Source organism: Amycolatopsis sp. NPDC101161 (genome assembly GCF_044768185.1).
Classification (GTDB): Bacteria; Actinomycetota; Actinomycetes; order Mycobacteriales; family Pseudonocardiaceae; genus Amycolatopsis.
Map to the genome: position 1 here is coordinate 107,093 of NZ_JBIWPI010000008.1, position 19,651 is coordinate 126,743.

23 protein-coding genes are annotated in these 19,651 nt (G+C 71.8%); 16 read left to right on the forward strand and 7 right to left on the reverse strand.

The features are described from left to right. Window positions 1-81: 81 nt before the first annotated feature. Together ACIRSS_RS47025 and ACIRSS_RS47030 are read left to right on the forward strand one after the other, a co-directional pair. Entirely contained in the window at window positions 82-1,863 is a 1,782-nt protein-coding gene (locus tag ACIRSS_RS47025) for a VanW family protein (protein ID WP_400908065.1), read from the forward strand. A 51-nt stretch (window positions 1,864-1,914) separates the two neighbouring features. Further along, window positions 1,915-3,114, forward strand: a complete 1,200-nt coding sequence (locus ACIRSS_RS47030) for an MFS transporter (protein WP_400908068.1) — start codon at window positions 1,915-1,917, stop codon at window positions 3,112-3,114. A 31-nt stretch (window positions 3,115-3,145) separates the two neighbouring features. Here ACIRSS_RS47030 and ACIRSS_RS47035 read toward each other — a convergent pair whose 3' ends face one another. After that, on the reverse strand, window positions 3,146-3,403 hold the full coding sequence (locus ACIRSS_RS47035; protein WP_400908070.1) for a hypothetical protein: 258 nt from the start codon (window positions 3,401-3,403) through the stop codon (window positions 3,146-3,148). Window positions 3,404-3,611: 208 nt separating this feature from the next. Between ACIRSS_RS47035 and ACIRSS_RS47040 the strand changes: the two genes are divergently transcribed. Beyond that, window positions 3,612-4,886, forward strand: coding sequence for a diguanylate cyclase (locus tag ACIRSS_RS47040; RefSeq protein WP_400908073.1), 1,275 nt, complete (start codon window positions 3,612-3,614; stop codon window positions 4,884-4,886). 19 nt (window positions 4,887-4,905) lie between these two features. On the opposite strand, the gene ACIRSS_RS47045 is transcribed toward ACIRSS_RS47040, so the two are convergent. Next, window positions 4,906-6,258, reverse strand: a complete 1,353-nt coding sequence (locus ACIRSS_RS47045) for a TrpB-like pyridoxal phosphate-dependent enzyme (protein WP_400908076.1) — start codon at window positions 6,256-6,258, stop codon at window positions 4,906-4,908. Between the two features lie 65 nt (window positions 6,259-6,323). On the opposite strand from ACIRSS_RS47045, the gene ACIRSS_RS47050 reads away from it, so the two are divergent. From ACIRSS_RS47050 to ACIRSS_RS47080, 7 genes are all read left to right on the forward strand, one after another. Then, a complete protein-coding gene (locus ACIRSS_RS47050; RefSeq protein ID WP_400908078.1) occupies window positions 6,324-7,181 on the forward strand; it encodes an arginase family protein in 858 nt (285 codons plus the stop codon). Beyond that, a complete protein-coding gene (locus ACIRSS_RS47055) occupies window positions 7,178-7,852 on the forward strand; it encodes a dienelactone hydrolase family protein (RefSeq protein WP_400908081.1) in 675 nt (224 codons plus the stop codon). The genes ACIRSS_RS47050 and ACIRSS_RS47055 overlap by 4 nt, the downstream gene beginning before the upstream one ends. Beyond that, entirely contained in the window at window positions 7,849-8,565 is a 717-nt protein-coding gene (locus ACIRSS_RS47060; protein ID WP_400908084.1) for a phosphatase PAP2 family protein, read from the forward strand. Before ACIRSS_RS47055 ends, ACIRSS_RS47060 begins: the two co-directional genes overlap by 4 nt. Before the next feature lie 82 nt (window positions 8,566-8,647). Further along, window positions 8,648-9,604 (forward strand): hypothetical protein, encoded by a 957-nt coding sequence (locus ACIRSS_RS47065; RefSeq protein WP_400908087.1) that lies wholly within the window; start codon window positions 8,648-8,650, stop codon window positions 9,602-9,604. Window positions 9,605-9,670: 66 nt separating this feature from the next. After that, entirely contained in the window at window positions 9,671-10,039 is a 369-nt protein-coding gene (locus tag ACIRSS_RS47070) for a GntR family transcriptional regulator (protein WP_400908089.1), read from the forward strand. Continuing rightward, complete coding sequence (locus ACIRSS_RS47075) at window positions 10,036-10,527, forward strand: hypothetical protein (protein WP_400908091.1); 492 nt, start codon at window positions 10,036-10,038, stop codon at window positions 10,525-10,527. Before ACIRSS_RS47070 ends, ACIRSS_RS47075 begins: the two co-directional genes overlap by 4 nt. 53 nt (window positions 10,528-10,580) lie before the next feature. Beyond that, on the forward strand, window positions 10,581-11,042 hold the full coding sequence (locus ACIRSS_RS47080; protein WP_400908094.1) for a phage tail protein: 462 nt from the start codon (window positions 10,581-10,583) through the stop codon (window positions 11,040-11,042). On the opposite strand, the gene ACIRSS_RS47085 is transcribed toward ACIRSS_RS47080, so the two are convergent. After that, complete coding sequence (locus ACIRSS_RS47085; protein WP_400908096.1) at window positions 11,039-11,701, reverse strand: TetR/AcrR family transcriptional regulator; 663 nt, start codon at window positions 11,699-11,701, stop codon at window positions 11,039-11,041. The genes ACIRSS_RS47080 and ACIRSS_RS47085 overlap by 4 nt on opposite strands. A 55-nt stretch (window positions 11,702-11,756) precedes the next feature. Here ACIRSS_RS47085 and ACIRSS_RS47090 point away from each other — a divergent pair, with 55 nt between their 5' ends. After that, entirely contained in the window at window positions 11,757-12,311 is a 555-nt protein-coding gene (locus ACIRSS_RS47090) for an ester cyclase (RefSeq protein ID WP_400908099.1), read from the forward strand. A 65-nt stretch (window positions 12,312-12,376) separates the two neighbouring features. After that, on the forward strand, window positions 12,377-13,006 hold the full coding sequence (locus tag ACIRSS_RS47095) for a glyoxalase (protein ID WP_400908101.1): 630 nt from the start codon (window positions 12,377-12,379) through the stop codon (window positions 13,004-13,006). On the opposite strand, the gene ACIRSS_RS47100 is transcribed toward ACIRSS_RS47095, so the two are convergent. Then, window positions 12,992-14,404 (reverse strand): PLP-dependent aminotransferase family protein, encoded by a 1,413-nt coding sequence (locus ACIRSS_RS47100; RefSeq protein WP_400908104.1) that lies wholly within the window; start codon window positions 14,402-14,404, stop codon window positions 12,992-12,994. The genes ACIRSS_RS47095 and ACIRSS_RS47100 overlap by 15 nt on opposite strands. Window positions 14,405-14,451: 47 nt before the next feature. Here ACIRSS_RS47100 and ACIRSS_RS47105 point away from each other — a divergent pair, with 47 nt between their 5' ends. Beyond that, the gene (locus ACIRSS_RS47105; RefSeq protein WP_400908107.1) at window positions 14,452-15,606 is read left to right on the forward strand and encodes an MFS transporter; all 1,155 of its coding nucleotides are present in this window, start codon (window positions 14,452-14,454) and stop codon (window positions 15,604-15,606) included. A 54-nt stretch (window positions 15,607-15,660) separates the two neighbouring features. On the opposite strand, the gene ACIRSS_RS47110 is transcribed toward ACIRSS_RS47105, so the two are convergent. Further along, window positions 15,661-16,296, reverse strand: a complete 636-nt coding sequence (locus ACIRSS_RS47110) for a hypothetical protein (RefSeq protein WP_400908109.1) — start codon at window positions 16,294-16,296, stop codon at window positions 15,661-15,663. Window positions 16,297-16,444: 148 nt separating this feature from the next. On the opposite strand from ACIRSS_RS47110, the gene ACIRSS_RS47115 reads away from it, so the two are divergent. Continuing rightward, on the forward strand, window positions 16,445-17,497 hold the full coding sequence (locus tag ACIRSS_RS47115; RefSeq protein ID WP_400908111.1) for a helix-turn-helix domain-containing protein: 1,053 nt from the start codon (window positions 16,445-16,447) through the stop codon (window positions 17,495-17,497). A 37-nt stretch (window positions 17,498-17,534) separates the two neighbouring features. Continuing rightward, window positions 17,535-18,332: an Fpg/Nei family DNA glycosylase gene (locus ACIRSS_RS47120; protein WP_400908113.1), complete on the forward strand. Its 798-nt coding sequence runs from the start codon at window positions 17,535-17,537 to the stop codon at window positions 18,330-18,332. Here ACIRSS_RS47120 and ACIRSS_RS47125 read toward each other — a convergent pair. Further along, the gene (locus tag ACIRSS_RS47125) at window positions 18,329-18,478 is read right to left on the reverse strand and encodes a DUF664 domain-containing protein (protein ID WP_400908115.1); all 150 of its coding nucleotides are present in this window, start codon (window positions 18,476-18,478) and stop codon (window positions 18,329-18,331) included. The genes ACIRSS_RS47120 and ACIRSS_RS47125 overlap by 4 nt on opposite strands. Continuing rightward, entirely contained in the window at window positions 18,445-18,798 is a 354-nt protein-coding gene (locus ACIRSS_RS47130) for a DUF664 domain-containing protein (protein ID WP_400908118.1), read from the reverse strand. Before ACIRSS_RS47130 ends, ACIRSS_RS47125 begins: the two co-directional genes overlap by 34 nt. Between ACIRSS_RS47130 and ACIRSS_RS47135 the strand changes: the two genes are divergently transcribed. Next, window positions 18,797-19,591 carry a PIG-L family deacetylase gene (locus ACIRSS_RS47135; RefSeq protein ID WP_400908119.1) on the forward strand — a complete coding sequence of 265 codons (795 nt, stop codon included), beginning with the start codon at window positions 18,797-18,799 and terminating at the stop codon, window positions 19,589-19,591. The two genes, ACIRSS_RS47130 and ACIRSS_RS47135, sit on opposite strands and share 2 nt — an antisense overlap. Window positions 19,592-19,651 lie beyond the last annotated feature (60 nt).

Below are 19,651 nucleotides of genomic sequence, written 5' to 3' on the forward strand. Positions count from 1 at the left end.
CATCCCCCGTTAGGGCGAGTCGTACTGCTTGTCCGGGTGCCCCGTACGCTGATCCCCGTCACGCGTTGAAGGGGTGGAGAGTTGCCGTACGAACCGCGCTGGCCCGAGTCACACGGTGAGCAGACGGACGTCCTGCCGGTCGTCCGGCCCGAGCCGGACCCGGAACCTCCGAAGAAGCGCGATCTGCGCAAGGCCGGCTGGATCGCGGGCGGGGTCTTCGGCCTGCTCGTCGTGGTCTACGGCGTCGACCTGCTGGTCAGCCAGGGCAGCGTCCCGCGCGGCGTGACCGTGGCCGGCGTCGACGTCGGCGGGATGGACCGCGCCGCGGCCGAGCAGGAGCTGCGCGGGCAGATCGAGCCGCGGCTGACGCGTCCGGTCGCCGTCACCGCGGGCGACGTCCGGGGCACCCTCTCGCCGACGGCCGCCGGGCTGGGCCTCGACTGGCCGAAGACCCTCGACCAGGCCGGCGAGCAGCCGCTGAACCCGTTCACGCGGCTCGCGTCGCTGTTCTCCAGCCGCGAGGTCGGCGTCGTCAGCCACGCCGACGACGCCAAGCTCGCCGCCGCGCTCGACGGCCTCCGCGGCCAGATCGACCGCGAGCCGGCCGAAGGCACCGTGAAGTTCGAGGGCGTCAACCCGGTCGCCGTGCCGCCGAAGCCCGGGCAGAAGCTCGACGTCGACGCCGCCAAGGCCGCGGTGGTCGAGAAGTGGGCGAGCGGCACGCCGCTGGCCCTGCCGGTGACCGGCACGCCGGTCCGGACCACCCCCGAAGGCGTCCAGGCCGCGCTGGACCAGTTCGCGCGCCCCGCCGTTTCGGGCCCGCTGGTCGTCAAGGGCGAAGGCAAGAGCGCCACCGTGAAGCCGGAGGCGATCGCCGCGGCGATCACGTTCGAGCCGGCCGAGGGCGGCGGGCTCACGCCGAAGATCGACAACGCCAAGATCGCCGAAGCCGCCGGGCCGCAGCTGAAGTCCACCGAGAAGGAGGGCAAGGAGGCGACCATCGTCTTCGAGGGCGGCAAGCCCGCGGTCGACCCCTCCACCGACGGCCGGACCATCGACTGGGACCCGAGCCTCAAGCCGCTGCCCGAGGTGCTGAAGAAGACCGACGGCCGCGAGGTGCCGGCCATCTACAAGGACGCCCCGGCGAAGGTGACGACCGAGCAGGCGAACCAGCTGGGCGTCAAGGAGGTCGTCGGCGAGTTCACCACCGGCGGCTTCGCACCCGACTCCGGCACCAACATCCGCGTCGTCGCGCAGAAGGTGAACGGCGCCATCGTCAAGCCCGGGGAAACCTTCAGCCTCAACGGGTTCACCGGCCCGCGAGGCAAGCCGCAGGGGTACGTCGAGGCGGGCGTGATCAAGGACGGCGCCCCGGGCCGCGAGGTCGGCGGCGGCATCTCCCAGTTCGCGACGACGCTGTACAACGCGTCCTACTTCGCGGGCATGAAGGACGCGGGGCACAAGGAGCACAGCTACTACATCAGCCGCTACCCCGCCGCGCGCGAGGCGACGGTGTTCCAGAACCCCGACGGCTCCAGCGTCATCGACCTCAAGTTCACCAACGACTCCCCGACCGGCATCGCGATCCAGGCGATCTGGACGCCGTCGTCGATCACCGTGAAGCTGTGGGGCACCAAGCGCTACACCGTCGAGTCCATCCCCGGCGGCCGCTCGAACCCGAGCGACCCGCAGCCCAAGCCGGGCCCGGCGGAGAACTGCCACGCGTCGAACGGCGCGCCGGGGTTCACCACGAGCGACACGCGCGTGCTCAAGGACGCCGCGTCCGGCCGCGAGGTGAGCCGGTCGACCCGGACGGTCCACTACAACCCGCAGCCGAAAATCACGTGCGGCGAAGGGCAATGACCTCCTAACGGCCGTTCACGCTGGGCGTCCGCGCCGGTACCCTGAGTGCCCATGACGGTACGCGCGGTCGGGTTCCGGGACGTCCTCGGCGTGACCGAGTTCCGGGCGCTGTTCTCCGCGCAGCTGGTCTCGGTCACCGGTGACCAGCTCGCGCGGGTCGCGTTGTCGATCCTGGTCTACGACCGCACGAACTCGCCGGGCTGGGCCGCGCTGACGTACGCGCTGACCTTCCTGCCGGACCTCGTGGGCGGGCCGCTGCTGTCCGGGCTGGCCGACCGGTACCCGCCGCGGACGGTGCTGGTCCTGGCCGACGTGCTGCGCGCGCCGGCGGTCGCCGTGATGGCGTGGCCGGGCCTGCCGCTGCCGGTGGTCGCGGCCCTGCTGATCGGCGTCCAGCTGGTCAACCCGGTGTGGAACTCCGCGCGCGCGGCGCTGCTGCCGCAGGTGCTGCCGGGCGAGCGGTTCGTGCCCGGGATGGGCCTGCTGATGATGCTGGTGCAGGCGGGCCAGGTCGCCGGGTTCGCCCTCGGCGGGCTCCTGGTGGCCGCGGCCGGCACCGGCGGCGCGCTGCTCGCGGACGCGGCGAGTTTCGCGGTGTCGGCGCTGTTCCTGGTCAGCGGCGTCCGCCCCCGGCCGCCGCGCGAGACGTCCGGCGTCCGCTGGTGGCCGCACGTGCGGGCGGGCTGGACGGTGGTCGTCGGCGACCGGCGCCGGCTCGCGCTGGTGGCGCTGGGGTGCGTGTCCGGGATCTACATCGCGGGCGAGGCGATCGCGGCGCCGTACGCGGCGGAGCTGGGCGGAGGCGCGGTGGTCGTCGGGCTGCTGCTGGGGGCGTACGCGCTGGGGAACGTGCTCGGGATGGCCGCGCTGTCGCGGATCCCGCCGTCCCGGCGGGGCCGCCTGCTCGGGCCACTGGCGGTGCTGGCGTGCGCGGCGCTGCTGGGCTGCGCGCTGCGGCCGGACCTCGAGGCGACGCTGGCGCTGCTGACGCTGTCCGGGGTGGCCAGTTCGTACAACCTGATCGCCAACACGACGTTCGTCCAGCTGACCCCGGACGCCCAGCGCGCGCAGGCGTTCGGGTTCGCGCTGACGGCGTTGCGGGTGTCGCAGGGGCTGGGTGTGGTGCTGGCGGGGGTCGCGGCCGAACGCGCCGCCCCGCACGGGGTGGTCGCCGGGGCGGGCGCGATCGGCGTCGTCGCGGCTTTCGGCGCGGCGATGTTGTGGCGCCGGGCGCAACCGGAGTCCCGGTGACCGGCTTTGGCGGCCGGTCACCGGGGACTGGTCAGCGCTGCGTCCAGTCGGTCGGGCACTGCGGCAGCGCTGGCGAGACGCCGGGGCGGGTCCAATCGGTCGGGAGCTCGCGGACGGTCCAGTCGGTGGGCAGTTCGCGGGCGGTCCAGTCGGTCGGCAGCTGCCGCGGGGTCCAGTCCGTCGGGATCGCGCGGGTCCAGTCGGTGGGGAGCTGCCGCGTCCAGTCGGTCGGCCGCTGCGCGCGACGCCGGGACGGGACGATGTTCGCGTTGGGCAGGAAGTGCGACATGACTTCTCCTGTTCGTGAGGGATCTTGCACGGTGCGTGACCGGACGGTAGCCCGACCAGCCTAGTGACACACCGCGTTCATTCGATTACAGTGACGATTTCCGCGAAGAGATCCGTCCTGAGAAGAGGGGCGTTTCGTGGGATTGTCCGGGTCCCAAGGGCGAAAGCCCAGCTCAGAACGTCCACGATCGGGTTTCCGTACGTGGGCGATGTGGAAGCTGGCCACTCCGGTGCTCGGCTACGTCCTCATCGTCGACGCGCTGGCGTTGGTCGCGGTCGTCGCCACGGCCGCGCTCGTGCCGGTCACCACCCAGGCGGTGCTCTGGTGTGGCTTGATCCTCGCGGGCGAGATCGTGCACCTCGAAGCGGCGCAACGCATCGAGCGCATCCGCGAGCTCGCCGCCGACGGCCGGCCGCACATGCACCTGCAGTCGATCTGGATCTTCGCCGGGCTGCTCCTGCTGCCGCCGCCGCTGGCCACGCTCGTCATCGTCGTCAGCTACGCCCACTCCTGGGTCCGCGTGTACAAACGACGCGGCGTGGTTCACCGGAAAGTGTTCTCCGGGGCCACGGTCATCCTCGCTTGTTTCGCCGCGGGAGCCGTGCTGTCGGCCGGCACCGGGCACCTCGCGCCGTACGTGCCCTACCTGGACGGCTTCGGCGGGATGACCGCGCTGCTGCTGTCCGGGATCGTCTACTTCGGACTCAACTACGTGCTGGTGATCCTGGCGATCCTGATGAGCAACCCGGGCAAGCCGCCGCGGCAGGCGTTCGGGAACCCGTCGGACGTGCTGATCGTGCTGGCCGCGGTCGGCGTCGGCTGCGGGATCGCGCTGGTGATGACGGTCCGGCCGTGGCTGCTGCCGGTGCTCATGGTGACGCCGGTGGCGCTGCACATCGGCCTGCTGCTGCCGCAGTTCCAGGCGGCCGCGCGCACGGACTCCAAGACGGCGCTGCTCGCGCCGGAGTTCTGGGTGCAGCTGGCGCGCAACGAGCTGGCCCGCGCCGCCGAGCTGGCGTCGACGGCGGGCGTGCTGATGATCGACATCGACCACTTCAAGGCCATCGACGACGGCAACGGCCACCTGGCGGGCGACGAGGTCCTGCGCGCGATCGCGGCGGCGATCCAGGGCGCGGTCCGCGGCGGCGACTACGTCGGGCGCTTCGGCGGCGACGAGTTCGTGGTGCTGCTGCCGGGCGCGACGAGCGCGGAGATCGTGTCCATCGCGGACCGCGTCCGCGCGGCGATCGCCCGCGTCGAGGTGCCGGTCCCCGTGGTCCGCCCGGGCAAGCCCGAGGTGATCGACGGCCTGACGGCGTCGATCGGCGCGGCGGTGTACCCGGAAACGGCGACGGAGTACACGATCCTGCTGCAGGCGGCGGACGACGCGGTGTTCACGGCGAAGGCCGCGGGCCGCGACCGGGTTGTCTTGGCGCAGAAGCGGACCGAGCTGGCCCGCCCGGAGATCCCGGACGTCCTCTGATCTCCGGGCGAGCCGGGCTTCACGGCAGCGTCGCCAGCGAATGCTCGAGCGTCGCCGCGGACAGCTCGTTGTCCACCATGTCGCCCGCGAGATAAGCGCCGTACGCGGGCAGGTCCAGGTGCGCATGGCCGCAGAGCGCCGTGAGGATCACCTTCTCCTCACCGGTTTCCTTGCACCGCAACGCTTCCTGGATGCACGCCGCCAGCGCGTGCGTCGGCTCGGGGGCCGGGATGATGCCCTCGGACCGCGCGAACCGGACGCCCGCGGCGAAGCACTCCTGCTGCCCGATCGCGATCGCCTCGATCAGGCCGAGCTCGTAGATGTGCGAGATCAGCGGCGACATCCCGTGGTAGCGCAGGCCGCCCGCGTGGATCGGGTCCGGGATGAACTCGTGGCCGAGCGTGTGCATCTTGAGCAGCGGCGTGAGCCCGGCCGTGTCGCCGAAGTCGTAGGCGTACTTCCCGCGCGTCAGCGACGGGCACGCGGCCGGCTCGACCGCGCGGATCACCGGGTCCATCCGGCCGGCCAGCTTCTCCCGCAGGAACGGGAACGCCAGCCCGCCGAAGTTCGAGCCGCCGCCGGTGCAGCCGACCAGCACGTCCGGGGTGTCGCCGGCCAGTTCGAACTGCTTGAGCGCTTCCTCGCCGATGATCGTCTGGTGCAGCAGCACGTGGTTGAGCACGCTGCCCAGCGCGTACCGCGCGTCCGGGTCCTGCGCGGCCTGCTCGACCGCCTCGCTGATCGCGATGCCGAGGCTGCCCGTCGAATCCGGGTGGTCCTTCAGGATCGCCCGGCCGGACTCGGTCAGCTCGGACGGGCTCGGGTGGACCGTCGCGCCGAACGTCTCCATCATCAGCTTGCGGTAGGGCTTCTGGTCGTACGACGCGCGGACCTGCCAGACTTCGCACTCCAGGCCGTACTGGGCGCAGGCGAACGCGAGCGCGCTGCCCCACTGGCCGGCGCCGGTCTCGGTGGTCAGCCGGCTGACGCCCTCCTGCGCGTTGTAGAACGCCTGCGGCACGGCGGTGTTCGGCTTGTGCGAGCCGACCGGGCTGACGCCTTCGTACTTGTAGTAGATCCGCGCCGGCGTGCCGAGCGCCTTCTCCAGCCGCCGCGCCCGGTACAGCGGCGACGGCCGCCAGAGCCGGTAGACCTCCCGGACCTCCTCCGGGATGTCGACATAGCGATCAGTCGTCACTTCCTGGGCGATGAGCGCCTGCGGGAAGAGCGGGGCGAGGTCGTCCGGCCCGACGGGCTCCCGGGTGCCCGGGTGCAGCGGGGGCGGAGGCGGCTCCGGCAGGTCGGGGATGACGTTGTACCACTGGGTCGGCAGCTCGTCTTCGTCGAGGACGTACTTGGTCTTCTCAGCCATCGAGCCTCCTTGGTCGGCACCTCAACTTAGGACGCCTCCGGCCGCGGAGCCAGTACGGTGACCGGGTGGGGAACTACGTCGTGATCGACGCACCGTCCAACTTGGGCCTCCGGCCGCCGGCCGAGGGCGCCGTGCCCGGGTGCTACAAGACGCCCGGCGTGCTGCGCGACCTCGGGATCCTCGACCGCCTGGGGGCGTCCGACGGCGGCGTCGTGACGCCGGGGCGGTACGTCGGGACGTGGTCCCCGGGCGACGGCGTGCGCAACTCCGCGGCCATCGCTTCCTACACGCCTGCCCTGGCCGCGCGAGTGGCTTCGGTCCGCGCTTCGGGCGGGTTCCCGGTGGTGCTGGGCGGCGACTGTTCGATTTCGCTGGGCGCGATGCTGGCGTTGCGCCGCACCGGCCGTTACGGGATCGCGTACCTGGACGGCCACGACGACTTCCGCCACCTGGGCATCGCTCCCCACGTGGGCGCGGCGGCGGGCGAGGACCTGGCGATCATGACCGGGCGAGGCGCCGACGACCTGGCCGACATCGACGGGCTGCGCCCGTACGTCCGCGACGACGACGTGCGGGTGCTCGGGGTGCGCGAGGCGGAGTCGTCCCAGCTGCGCGCGGCGGGAATTTCCCACGTGACTTCGGAAGAGCTGATGACCTCCGGCGTTTCCCTGCCGTCGTTCGCGGACGTGGACGGGTTCTGGGTCCACGTGGACATCGACGTCCTCGACCCGGCGTACGTGTCCGCAGTGGACAGTCCCGACCCGGGCGGCCTCGACCCGGACACGCTGGTTTCGTTGCTGCGCGGGCTGTTGGCGATGCCGGGCGCGGCGGGGTTCGAGCTGACAGTGTTCGACCCGGACCTCGACCCGGACGGCCGCCAGGCCGAGCTGGTCGCCGGCATCCTGGAAAGGACCTTCCGATGAAGAGCGTGCTGACGGACCTCCCGGTGGGGCTCCCGCCGTCCGGTCGGGGTCCGGGTCTGGTGCTGGTCCAGGAGATCTTCGGCTTGGACGACTACCTCCGTTCGGTGGCGGCGGACCTCGCGGCGGCGGGGTACGTGGTGGCGATCCCGGAGCTGTTCTGGAGGACGGCGCCCGGCTGGTCGTCGACGCACGACGAGGCCGGAGTGGCGGCGTCGATGGAGGTGGCATCGGCGTTCGACCCGGCTCTGGGACTGTCGGACGTGCTGGAAACGGTGGCCCACCTGCGTTCTTCGCCGTCGGTGACGGGCGGAGTGGGCGTACTGGGCTTCTGCCTGGGCGGCTCACTGGCGTTCGCGGCGGCGGCCGCGGGCGACCCCGACGTGGCCGTGTCGTTCTACGGATCGACGGTGGCGCAGCAGATCGCGGACTTGAGCGGCGTGACGTGCCCGATCCAGTTCCACTTCGGCGGCAAGGACCCGTACATCCCGCGCACGGACGTGGCGATCGTCGAGGCGGCGGTGGCCGGGCACGAGGGCGCGGAGATCCACGTGCAGGAGGAGGCGGGGCACGCGTTCCACAACAACGTGGCCCCGATGTTCCACCACCCGCAAGCGGCAGCCCGCGCGTGGGACCTGACAATGGAGTTCCTGCGGCGCACCCTGCCGGCGTGACCTCCGGCGGGCGACGTGCGATGGTCGTCGAGCTGGTTTTCCTGGTGCTGTGGTTCGTGGTGTTCGCGCGGCTCACCGCTCTGCTGGGAACGGACGTCGTGGCCGCCAACGCCGCTGCGTCGGCCGTTCAGTCCGCGGAACACGCGGTGCACATCGACATCGAGCTGAGCGCGAACCGTTGGCTGGCCGGGAATCCGGTCATCGCCCGGCTGGCGGTGTACGTGTACCGGTTGTACTACGTGGCGGTCGCGGGCGTGCTGGTGTGGGTGTTCTTCCGGCACGCGGAGGTGTACCGCAAGGTCCGCCGGACGATGGTCGCGATGATGGTCCTCGTGCTGCCGGTGTACTGGGCGGTGCCGCTGTCACCGCCGCGGCTGGCGTTGGCCGGTGCCGTGGACATCGTTGCCCGGTATGACATTTTCCGTCAGGAGAGCTGGTCGAACCCCAGCCATTTCACGGCGATGCCGAGCATGCACGTGGGCTGGGCACTGTGGTGCGCGTATGCGGCGTGGTCGGCGCTCCGGGGCACGCGCTGGGCGCTGGCGCCGTGGGTGTTCCCGCTGCTCATGGTGGCGGTCGTGATCACGACGGCGAACCACTACGTGTTGGACGTCGTGGGGAGCGTGGCATTGCTGGCCGCGGCGATCGCCGCGGCATGGGCGTGGGGCCGGGTAGTCGCGCCCCGGCTACCGGCCCCGACGTTGCCCGTATGACTGCCTCGAAGGGCAAACGCAGATGTCGGCTCCGCGCGCATACTGTTTTGATGCGACGCGCCCTTCGGCTCAGGACCCGGTGATGCACCGCGAGGACGACCAAGTGCGTACCTCGGTGGTCCGCGCGGGTTCTCCCCCTGTTCGAAGCGCCGGCAACGCGCACACACCAGCCCTGATCGCACTGCAGCAGGCCGCCGGAAATCAGGCGGTGTCGAGCCTGATGCCGGCGGTACAGCGTTGCGGCGGCGAAGTCCACCCTGGTTGCTCCTGCGCCGACGAGAAGCAGGACAAGCCGGAAGATCCGGCAATGCTCCAGCGCAAACAACACGGACACGGTGCACCGGCAGGCAGGCATCCAGGTCCGCCGCGACCCGCCCTCGGCGCGTGTCATCCGGTGCAGGACGACTTACGACCCACGGCACCGTGGAACGACCTGCAACGGGGGTATCGGTCACGTTGCGAATCAACGGTCGGCAGCGCGGTGAACGACGTCCTGCACGGCCGCGTCCCGCACCCTGACGCGCGGTCCACGGTGGACTGCGCGTGCGCGGCAGGACCGCCTCGGGCCGTCGCGATCGCCGCCATGGCGAGAGTCCTCGCCGCGGGTCCGCTGGCCGCCCGGCTGTTCTGGCACTTCCTGGACGGGAGCGGAACCGACGTCGCCATCGACGTCGCGGACATGATCAGCCGGTCCGCCGGGGTCCGCGAAAAGATCCGCCGTTCGATCGCTCACGGCGGCCTGGCCGGCACGACCAGGCTCGAGCAGAGCGACTACGGCGACTCCGACCTCCAGTTCGCCTATGGCGCCATCGACTGCGTGCAATGGATCGCGCAACCGCCCGCCGGGAGGCACTGGCGGTCCGACGCCAGAACCCGCGTCGAAGTCAAGATGCTCGATTACTACGAGTTCCACCCGGCGCGCCCGGGCGTCAGCCAGTGCGCGCACGCAGCGTGTGTCGAACTGGTCGCCAGAGGCGAAGCGAAGAACTTCTGGACCCGCGGAGACGCCGTCGTCACCTGGGGACAGTTGCGCGTTTGACGACGCTTCGTCAGCCAGGTACTTGGTTGACCATCACCCCAATATGGTGCTAATAATACTAGCACCATGAGATGGACAGTGGATCATTCGTCGCGGGAGGCATTGCCTCTCCAGATCGTCGCCTGCGTACGCCGCGGCGTCGCTTCAGGCGAGCTCGCCGTCGGGGAGCAACTCCCTCCCGCGGCCGAACTCGCCGGCGCGCTCTCGGTCGACCGCAACACCGTTCTGGCCGCCTACCGGCAACTGCGCGAAGAAGGCGTCCTGGAGTTCCGGCGCGGCCGCGGTGCCCGGGTCGCGTCCGCCGTCACCGAACCCGCCCCCGTCACCGAGGCGGCGCAAGCCCTCGTGACCCTCGCCCGCCGGCACGGCGTCGGGCGCCATGACCTCCTTCGGCTCATCGAGAAGCTGACCCCTCGAGAGGACGGTGCCCGATGACGGCATCCGCGCGGTACTCGATCTACACCGGACGCTCGACCAACTGGCCGCTGGTGGTGACCCTCGCCGTCGCCCTGGTCCTGCCGCTCGTGCTGCTCGGCTCGCTGTCGCCCGGCAGCTGGCTCGACCCCGCCGGTCCCGCGATCCCGCTGCTGGTGGCCGCGGCCGTGGTGCTCGTCGCCGTCCTCACCGGACTCAGCGTCCGGACGGCGGCCGGACCCAACGGCATCTCCGTCCACTGTGGAATGTTCGGGTGGCCGCACCGCACCTACCGCCTGGAAGACATCGAACGCGCCGAGGTGACCGACCTGGCGCCGTCGCTGTGGCGCGTCTCCCTCGGCTACTGGTGGACCCCGCGCCACACCTACTTCACGGTCCGCACCGGCACCGCCCTGCGGCTCACCCTGCGCACCGGCCGGAGCGTGACGATCACCGTGCCGGACCCGCGCGCCGCGGTCGCGATCATCCGCGAAGCCGGGTCCGCCTGACTATAGTCACCACCAGCGCACCCGCCGAGTTCGTCCTCCGGGAGGAATGCACCATGCCCCACACCGTGGACTTCACCACCGTGTCCACCGAAGGCCTCGAGTCCTCGCCGGTCGCGGCCGCGCTCGCCGGCCTGCGGGCGAACGAGGCCCGGTACTTCAAGAACAAGTACGACCACGTCTTCACGGTCGAGCCCGCGGCCGACGCGCAGCCGACGATCGACTGGGTGCACCGGATCCTCGAAGAGGAACGCGGGATCGTCATCGCGTCCCGCCCGCTCGAGGCGACGGCGTTCCAGGTCGAGAACATCCGGATGGCATACGTGTTCTACGAAAGCGGCCTGTCGATCAACGTGATGTACACAGTGGACGACGGCGGCAAGCGCGCGGTCGGCTTCAAGCTCTCCGACGGGATGGAGGTGCCGGCCGAACTGGGGTCGTTCAAGTTCGCCCGCCAGAAGTCCAAGCTGGCCGGCACCATCCGCGGCTCCTACTTCGTCATCAAGGGCGAGTACTAGCCGATCAGCTGCGTGGTCAGGGTGCGCGCGAGCCACGACTCGTACTCGTCGTCGGTCCACCCGCGCCCGCCGACCAGCAGTTGGTAGACCTGCGGTGAGTTGAGCATCCACACGATGTCCCGGGCCTGGTCGACGCCGAGCCCGGCCCGCAGCCCGCCGATTTCGGCGAGCGCCCGGACCACCGCGCCGGCGCCCACGAGCCGTTCTCCCTCGATCGTGTCGGCGAACGCGGCCAGCTCGGGGTTTCCCGAGCGTGCTGCCGACAGCAGCAGCGCCAGCAGCGGGCTGAGCCGGCCCGACAGCATCCGGCACACCGCCGCGTACCTGTGCAGCTTTTCGACGGCCGACGTCTCGGCGGCGAACTCGCGCCAGACCGGACGCTCCATGAGCGGCGTCGGCTCGTCGTCGCCCGCGAGCACCACGTCGTAGACGCCCTTGATCAGGTTTCCCTTGGTGCCGAAGGCCTTGTACACGGTGTCGATCGACACCCCGGCTTCCCCCGCGACGGCTTTGATCGTGGTCGCCGCGTAGCCGTTCTCGAGCAGCAGGCGGTAGGTCGCGTCGAGGATCCGCCGCCGGGTGGCTCTCGCCTGCTCGGCCCGCGTCGAGTTGTCGTAGCGGCGAGGCTCCGCCGGCTTCTTGACGCCCTCTCGTGGCATTGCTTATAGTCTCCCTAGATTCAATCTATCTCTACTATAACCAAGGAGAGGTGTCATGGACACCACGACCCGAGGTTCCGCCGAAAGACCCGGCACAGCGAACGACGAAGCCATCGCGCTCTGCGTGCGCGCGATGCACCTCATGGGCACCGGCAGCCTCGCCGACCTCCGCACCGTCATCCACCCCGACGCCACCAACCGGGAAGGCAAGGACGAACCCGCGGCTTGCCGCGGGCGCGGTGCCGAAGCGTTCTACGCGACGGCTTTGTGGCTGCGCGCCGCCTATTCCGACCTGCACTGGGAAATCCACGACGCCGTCCACGACGGCGACCTGGTGGTGCTCCACACCACCATGGCCGGCCGGCAGTCCGGGCCGTTCGTCACCTACGACGAGCGCGCCGCGGTCAAGCAAGCCATGCCGCCCAAGGGAAACGCCTTCAGCGTGACGCAGTCCCACTGGTTCCGGGTGGCGGACGGCCAGGTCGTCGAGCACTGGGCGAACCGCGACGACCTGGGCCTGGCCGAGCAGCTGGGCTGGATCCCGCCCACGCCGAAGTACCTGGTCCGCATGGCGCTGGCCAAACGGCGGGCCGCGCGGGCCGCCGGCTAGCGCCCGCGGCAACCGATCAGGAATCGAGAAGCGCTGGTCACGGCGCCGGACCTAGCGTTACCGGCATGACCAACATCGACGCCATCACCCTCGAAGTAACCGACACCGCCGCCGCCGAGCGCTTCTACTCCGACGCCTTCGGCCTCACCAGCCAGCTCCGCTTCCGGACCGCTCAGCAGCCCTCCAGCGGGTTCCGCGGCTTCACCCTCTCCCTCACCGTCGCCCAGCCGGGTGACGTCGACTCGCTCATGGCCAGCGCCGTCGAAGCCGGGGCCACCGTGCTCAAGCCCGCCGCGAAGAACATGTGGGGCTACGGTGGCGGCGTCCAGGCTCCCGACGGCGCGATCTGGACCGTCGCCACCTCGAACAAGAAGGACACCGGCCCCGTCACGCGGGCGTTCGACGCCCTCGTGCTGCTGCTCGGCGTCGCCGACGTCGCCGCCAGCAAGAAGTTCTACGTCGGCCACGGGCTCGCCGTCGCGAAGAGCTTCGGCCGGATGTACGTCGAGTTCGAGGGCGGCGAGAGCGCCATCAAGCTGGCGCTCTACCGGCGCAAGGCGCTCGCCAAGCAGGCCGGGGTCGCCCCCGAGGGCAGTGGCTCGCACCGGATCGCCGTCAATCACCCCGCCGGGGCGTTCACGGACCCGGACGGGTTCGCCTGGGAAGTCACCACGTCCCAGTCACTCGACGCCTGACAGCAGGTCCGCGATGGCGGCGATCCCCGCTTCGATCGAGCGCTGCGGCGTGTCGCCGAAGCCCAGGACGAGCCGCGGTGGCGTCGCCGACGGCGTCGCGTGCATCCGGGCCAGGCCGTGCAGCCCGACGCCGCGCTCGGCCGCGCGGGCGATCACCCGCTCCTCGTCGGCGCCCGGGGGCAGGTGCAGGATCGCGTGGAACCCCGCCGCGAGCCCGGTGACGCGGATGCCCGGCGCGTGGGCGGCCAGCGCGGCGAGCAGGGTTTCGCGCCGGGCCGCGTACTCGGCGCGGGCGCGGCGCAGGTGCCGGTCGTAGCGCCCGGATTCGATGAGCAGCGCCAGCGCCAGCTGGTCGAGGCCGGGGCTCCCGCGGTCGGTGACGTGCTTGCCGCGCGCCAAGGCGTCGAGCAGCCGGGCGGGCGCGACCAGCCAGCCCAGCCGCAACGCCGGCGCCAGCGACTTGCTGACCGTCCCCAGTGAGACGACGCGGTCGGGGTCGAGACCCTGCAGCGAGCCGACCGGGTCGCGGTCGTAGCGGAATTCCGCGTCGTAGTCGTCCTCGATGACGACGCCGTCGTGCCGCCGCGCCCACGCGAGCAGCTCCTGGCGGCGGTGCCCGGCGAGCACCACGCCGGTGGGCCACTGGTGGGCCGGGGTCACCAGCACGGCCCGCGCGCCACTGCGTTCCAGGGCGCCGACGTCGACGCCGTCCTCGTCGACCGGGACGGGCACGGCGGTCAGCCCGGCGGCGTTCGCCTGCTCGGTCGTCGTCCGGACGACGCCGGGGTCCTCGACGGCGATCGTGCCGATGCCGTCGGCGGCCAGCGCGCGCAGCACCAGCCCGAGAGCCTGGGCCATGCCGGTGCACACGACGAGCTGGTCGGCCGTGGCCACGACCGCCCGCACCCGCCGCAGGTACGCCGCGAGCACCTCCCGCAGCGGCCGGGCGCCGGCCGGGTCGCCGTAGTCGAACGCGCTGTTGGGCGCGGTGCGGCAGACCTCGCGCACCGCCCACGCCCAGTCTTCGCGCGGCGCGAGGCGCAGGTCGGGGACGCCGTGGCGGAAGTCGGCGACCTCGTGCCGCGGCCGCTCCGGCGCGCTCACCCGCGGCGGCTCCGCGGGCCGGACGACCGACGCCACCCGCGTCGCCGAGCCCGCGCGGCTGGTCAGGTAGCCCTCGGCCTGCAGCTGGGCGTAGCAGTCCTGCACCAGCCCCCGCGACAAGCCGAGCCCGCGGGCGAGCTCGCGTGACGACGGCAGCTTCTCCCCGCCCGCCAGGCGGCCGCCGCGGATCGCGTCGCGCAGCTGGTCCTCCAGCTGCGTGCGCAGGCCCGCGCCGCTCTCGCGGTCGATCGTGAACAGCAGCTCCGGACTCAAACCGGCCCACTCCACAGCCATGGAACTGGACCTTACCGGTGACCCAGTTCGCTTCTACCGTTTCAGTCATGACCGCTGACCTGCAAATCCGGCCGAGGCTGGTATCCCGCGCCCTGCTCATCCGCTTCGTCTCGATCTTCGGGTCGTCGATCGGCTTCTACCTGCCGCTTTCGGTGGTGCCGCTGTTCGCGAAGCAGGCGGGCTCGGACAGCGGCGCCGGGCTGGCGACGGTCGCGCTGCTGCTGGCCACCGTCGCCGCCGAGCTGGTGACGCCGCGGCTGGTCGCCCGGGTCGGGTACCGGTGGGCGCTGGCCGTCGGGCTGGTCCTGCTCGGCGCGCCGACGCTGCTGCTCACGGTCAGTTCGGACGTCTGGGTGATCGTCGGGGTCAGCGTGGTGCGCGGGATCGGGTTCGCCATCGCCGTCGTGGCCGGTGGCGCCGTCACCGCCCTGCTGATCCCGGCGGACCGGCGCGGCGAGGGCCTGGCGCTGGTCGGGATCGTCGGCGGGATCCCCGGTCTGCTGGCGCTGCCCGCCGGTGTCTGGGCGGCGGCGCACTGGGGCTTCACGCCGGTGTTCGTGGCGACGACCGTGGCCACCCTGCTCGCCCTGGTGTCGGTGCCCGGCCTGCCGCGCTACGCCGCGACGCCCAAGGAAGACGGCGGCCACGGCGTCCTCGCCGGCCTGCGCAACCCGGTGCTGACCCGCCCCGCGACAGTCTTCGCCGTGGCCGCCGCCGCGGTGGGCGTCCTGGTCACGTTCCTCCCGCTCGCCGCCGCCGACCAGCCCGCGTGGGTCGCCGCGAGCGCGTTGCTCGCCCAGCCCGCGGCGGCCACCGCCGCCCGCTGGGTCGCCGGCCGGCTCGGCGACCGCCACGGCCCGGCCGTCCTGCTGGTGCCCGGCGTGGTGCTGTCCGCCGTGGGCATGGCGGCCATCGCGGCCACCGGTACGCCGTCGCTGGTGATCGGCGGGGCGGTCGTGCTGGGCGCGGGGTTCGGCGCGCTGCAGAACGCGACGCTGACGCTGATGTACGCCCGCGTTCCGGCGGGCGGCGAGAGCGCGGTGAGCGCGATCTGGAACGCGGCCTACGACCTGGGCATGGCCGCCGGCGCGCTGGGCGCGGGGCTGGTCATCGGCTCGGTGGGCTACCCGGTGACGTTCGTCCTCGCCGCCGTGGTCGTCGTCCCGGCGCTGGCCCTGGTCCGCCGGGACCGCCGCCCCTGACCGGCGGCCGCCGCGGTGGTCTCGTCACGACGCGGCGGCCGTCCTCCAGCCGGGTCACCCGCCCGGCAGCTCGATCACCGTGCCGTGCCCGACCGGGACCGCGTCCCCCGGTCCGGGCCCGGCTTTCGGGCTGCCCACGCAGAGGTACCCGCAGTACGTCCGGCCCTTCACGTGTTCGGTCACCAGCCGGAACCGGTCGGGACGCAGGCCGCGGAACCGCGTGGCGACGACGTCTTCGTACAACCGGTCCGAAACGACGACCACGACGTCTTCGCCGGCGTGCCGGGCCAGCGTTTCGCGCGCGGACTCCGCGTCGAGCAACCGGCAGGCGACGATCAGGGCGTCCCCGATCGGGCCGAACACGCCCGCGGTCAAGGCGCCGTGGTGCATCGAAATCCGCAAGCGCAGCCGGGGCCGGCTCCCCCGCCGCAGTTCTTCCACGACCTCGTGGACGAAATCCGCGAGCACGCGGGAAAGGTCGGAATCGGCGGGCAGCACCGCCAGTTCCCCGTCGCCCCGCGGTTGCCTGATCCATTCGGCGCGGGCGAGCCCGGCCCGTCCGGCGGCGCGGTCGAGCACTTCCTCGAGCCGGAAAAGCACCGCGGTCTGGTCGAGGATCCCCATGCGCGAGAACCCTTCGACGTCGACCGCGACGATGAGTCCGTAAACGAGCTGACCTTCGTGAAGCATTGTCCGTCCCCTCGGCAGAGCCGATGTCCCTGAGACGATTGAACAGTCGCGCGCGGTTTCCGCACCACGTCCGCGGACACACGAAGACGAACGCGAAGGCGTGAGACGATGTGGGACAAAACCGGCCGCGATGGGACACGATGTCACCATGCCGCTTTCCCGACCCGGACCATTCGGTGACCTTGACCCGTCCGGGGTCACGACGCTCACCCAGCTGGCCGCGCTGCTCCGGCAATGCCGGGTGCGCGCCGGGAATCCGTCTCTGCGCGACATCGAGCGGCTCGGCGAGAAACGGGGACACGTGCTGCCCCGCTCGACCGTGAACGGGGTCCTGACCGGCCGGCGCGGGCCGCGGCGAGACCTGCTTTTGGCGCTGCTGGACGCGTTCGGGGTGCCGGACGGGGACCGGGCGGCGTGGACGAACGCGTGGGAAAGAGCCGTCGCCGGGCAGCCCGCGGAGGTCATCGCCGATCCGGAGGAAGCGCCGGACATCTGGCGGTTCCCGCCGGACGAGCCGGTGATGATCACCTGCGGGCGGATCCCGGAATCGGCGGCCGGCAATTTCGGGCCGAGCGATCCGCGGGATCCCGACTACGTCGATTTGCTGACCTACGCCGATCCGGACGCCCTGGTCCACCTCTTCGGCCACATCCGCGCGCTGAACCCGGAAAACGACGTGCGGTTCGCGCGGACGGACGAGCTCCAAACCGCCGACTACACCAGTCACCTCGTGGTGGTCGGCGGGTCGGACTTCAATGAGCTGACCCGCGACATGTTTTCCGCCTTGCACCTGCCCGCGAAAATATCGGTCCGCATGGACGAAACGGATTGGCTCGGCGTGGAGGTCCTCGATGGGGACGAACCGCGGCGGTTCAGCCCCGTCCGCGACGACGCGTACGGGACCGGGAAGCAGATTCTCCACGAAGACGTCATCCTGTTCTTCCGCGGGGTCAACCCGCTCGACCGGCGGCGCACGATCACGATCTGCGCGGGCGGGTACGCCCGCGGAACGCTCGCCGCGGCGCGGTGCCTGACCGATCCGGTGCTCGGTCCCGCGAACCAGGCGTACCTCCGCGGCCGGGTCGGCGACAACCAGCACTTCGGGTTCGTCGCGCGGGCGTTCGTCATCGACCGGGTGGTGGCGCCGCCGGACCTGACCAACCCCGAGCACCGGCTGTACGAATGGACGCGGCCGGAGTGATCTGCGGCCGGGCGCCGGAGTCGGCAGACTGGTCGGCGTGCCGGAACTGCCCGAAGTGGAGCTCGCCCGCCAGGTCCTCGCCGACGCGCTCGGCCGGGAGATCCGGGACGTCGACGACCACGACGACTGGGTCTGCCGTCCGCACGCGCGCGGGGACATCGCCGCCGCGTTGCGGGGCGGGCGGCTCACCGAGGCGCACCGGCGGGGCAAGACGCTGTGGTGCGAAACCGAAAACCGCGCCGGCGAGCCCGGCCCGACCCTCGGCCTGCACCTGGGCATGGCCGGGCAGCTGCGGTTCGCCGGCCGCAGCGGACCGCCCGGGCCGCGGCGGTTTCGCGGCCGCGACGAGAAGCCGGAGTGGTTCCGGTTCGGGCTCACCTTCGCCGACGGCGAACAGCTGCGTCTCTTCGACACCCGGCGGCTCAGCCGGGTGCGGCTCGACCCCGATCTCGACGCGCTGGGCCCGGACGCCGGCGAGGTGTCGCGTGCGGACTTCCGCTCACGCGTGGGCCGGGGGCGGGCGCCGGTGAAGGCGCGGCTGCTGGACCAGTCCGTGCTGGCCGGGATCGGGAACCTGCTGGCCGACGAAACGCTGTGGCAGGCGGCGGTGAGCCCGGCCCGCCCGGTCAACGAGCTGTCCGGCGACGAGCTGACCGAGCTGCACAAGGCGCTGCGGAAGTCGTTGCGCGCGGCGATCAAGCACGGCGGCGTGCACACCGGCGAGATCATCGGGCACCGCCGGGCCGGCGACCACTGCCCGCGCTGCGGCGCCGAGATGGCGCACGGCACGGTCGGCGGCCGGTCGACCTGGTGGTGCGCCAAGGAACAGGCCTAGCGCGGCCCGAGGCCGGTGCGCCCGTCGAGCAGCTCGCGGACGACGTCGAGGTGCCCGGCGTGGCGGGCCGTCTCTTCGATCATGTGCAGGACCACCCCGCGCAGGTCGGCGGTCAGCGGGGTGGGCGTCTTCGGCGGCGCGGACAACGGCGTCGCGGCGAAGGCTCGTGGTCGTCGTCCGGCCAGGACACCGGGTCCGCGGCGCCGGTGACGACCTCCTGGAACCAGTGCCGCTCGGCGTACCCGAGGTGCTCGACCATGCCCAGCGGGGTCCAGCCGGACGGCAGGACGCGGTGCTCAGCGCGTCTTCGCCGAGGCCGTCGAGGATCGCCAGGACCACGGCGCGCTGGGCGTGCAGGAAGGACAGCAGGGTGCTCTTCTCGTCGGCCACGACCGGGGACCTCAACGGCGGGAGCGCACCTTGGCGGGCGGTTTTTGTCGGTGGTGTTCGGTAGCTTGGCGGACATGGCAACACTGGTCACCTTCCACGCCCACCCCGACGACGAATGCCTGCGCACCGCCGGGGTGATGGCGAAGGCCGTCGCCGAGGGGCACCGCGTCGTGCTCGTCGTCGCCACGAAGGGCGAGGTCGGCGAGGTCCCCGAGGGCTTCCTCGCCGACGGCGAACAACTGTGGGAGCGGCGTGTGCGGGAGTCGCACGCGGCCGCGGAGATCCTCGGCGTGGCCCGCGTCGAGTTCCTGGGCTACCGCGACTCGGGGATGATGGGCGAGCCGACGAACGACGACCCGGCGTGCTTCTGGCGCGCGGACGTCGAAAAGGCGGCCGAGCAGCTGGCGGAGATCCTGCGCGCGGAGTCGGCCGACGTGCTGACGGTCTACGACGACAACGGCGACTACGGCCACCCGGACCACATCCAGGTCCACCGGGTCGGCATGCGCGCGGCCGAGCTGGCCGGCACTCCGAGGGTGTTCCAGGCGACGTTCAACCGCGAGTTCATGCAGCGCGGCTTCGAGGCGGCGGTGGAGCAGGGGCTGATGCCCGAGGAGGCGGCGCCGAAGCCCCCGGAGAACGTGGAGTTCGGGAAGCCGGAGGCCGAGATCACGGCGGCGGTGGACGTGTCGAAGTACGTGGGCGTGAAGCGGGCGGCCATGCGGGCTCATCCGAGTCAGATCAGTGAGGAAATGTTCATGCTGGCCATGCCGGATGATGCTTTCGCTTTTGCTTTCGGGACCGAGTGGTTCATTCGGGTGGGGCAGGGGCCGGGGATCACGGAGACGGATTTGATGGCCGGGTTGTAGGCGGCCGGGGCCGGGGCCGGGGCCGGGGCCGGGGCCGGGGCCGGGGCCGGGGAGAGGATG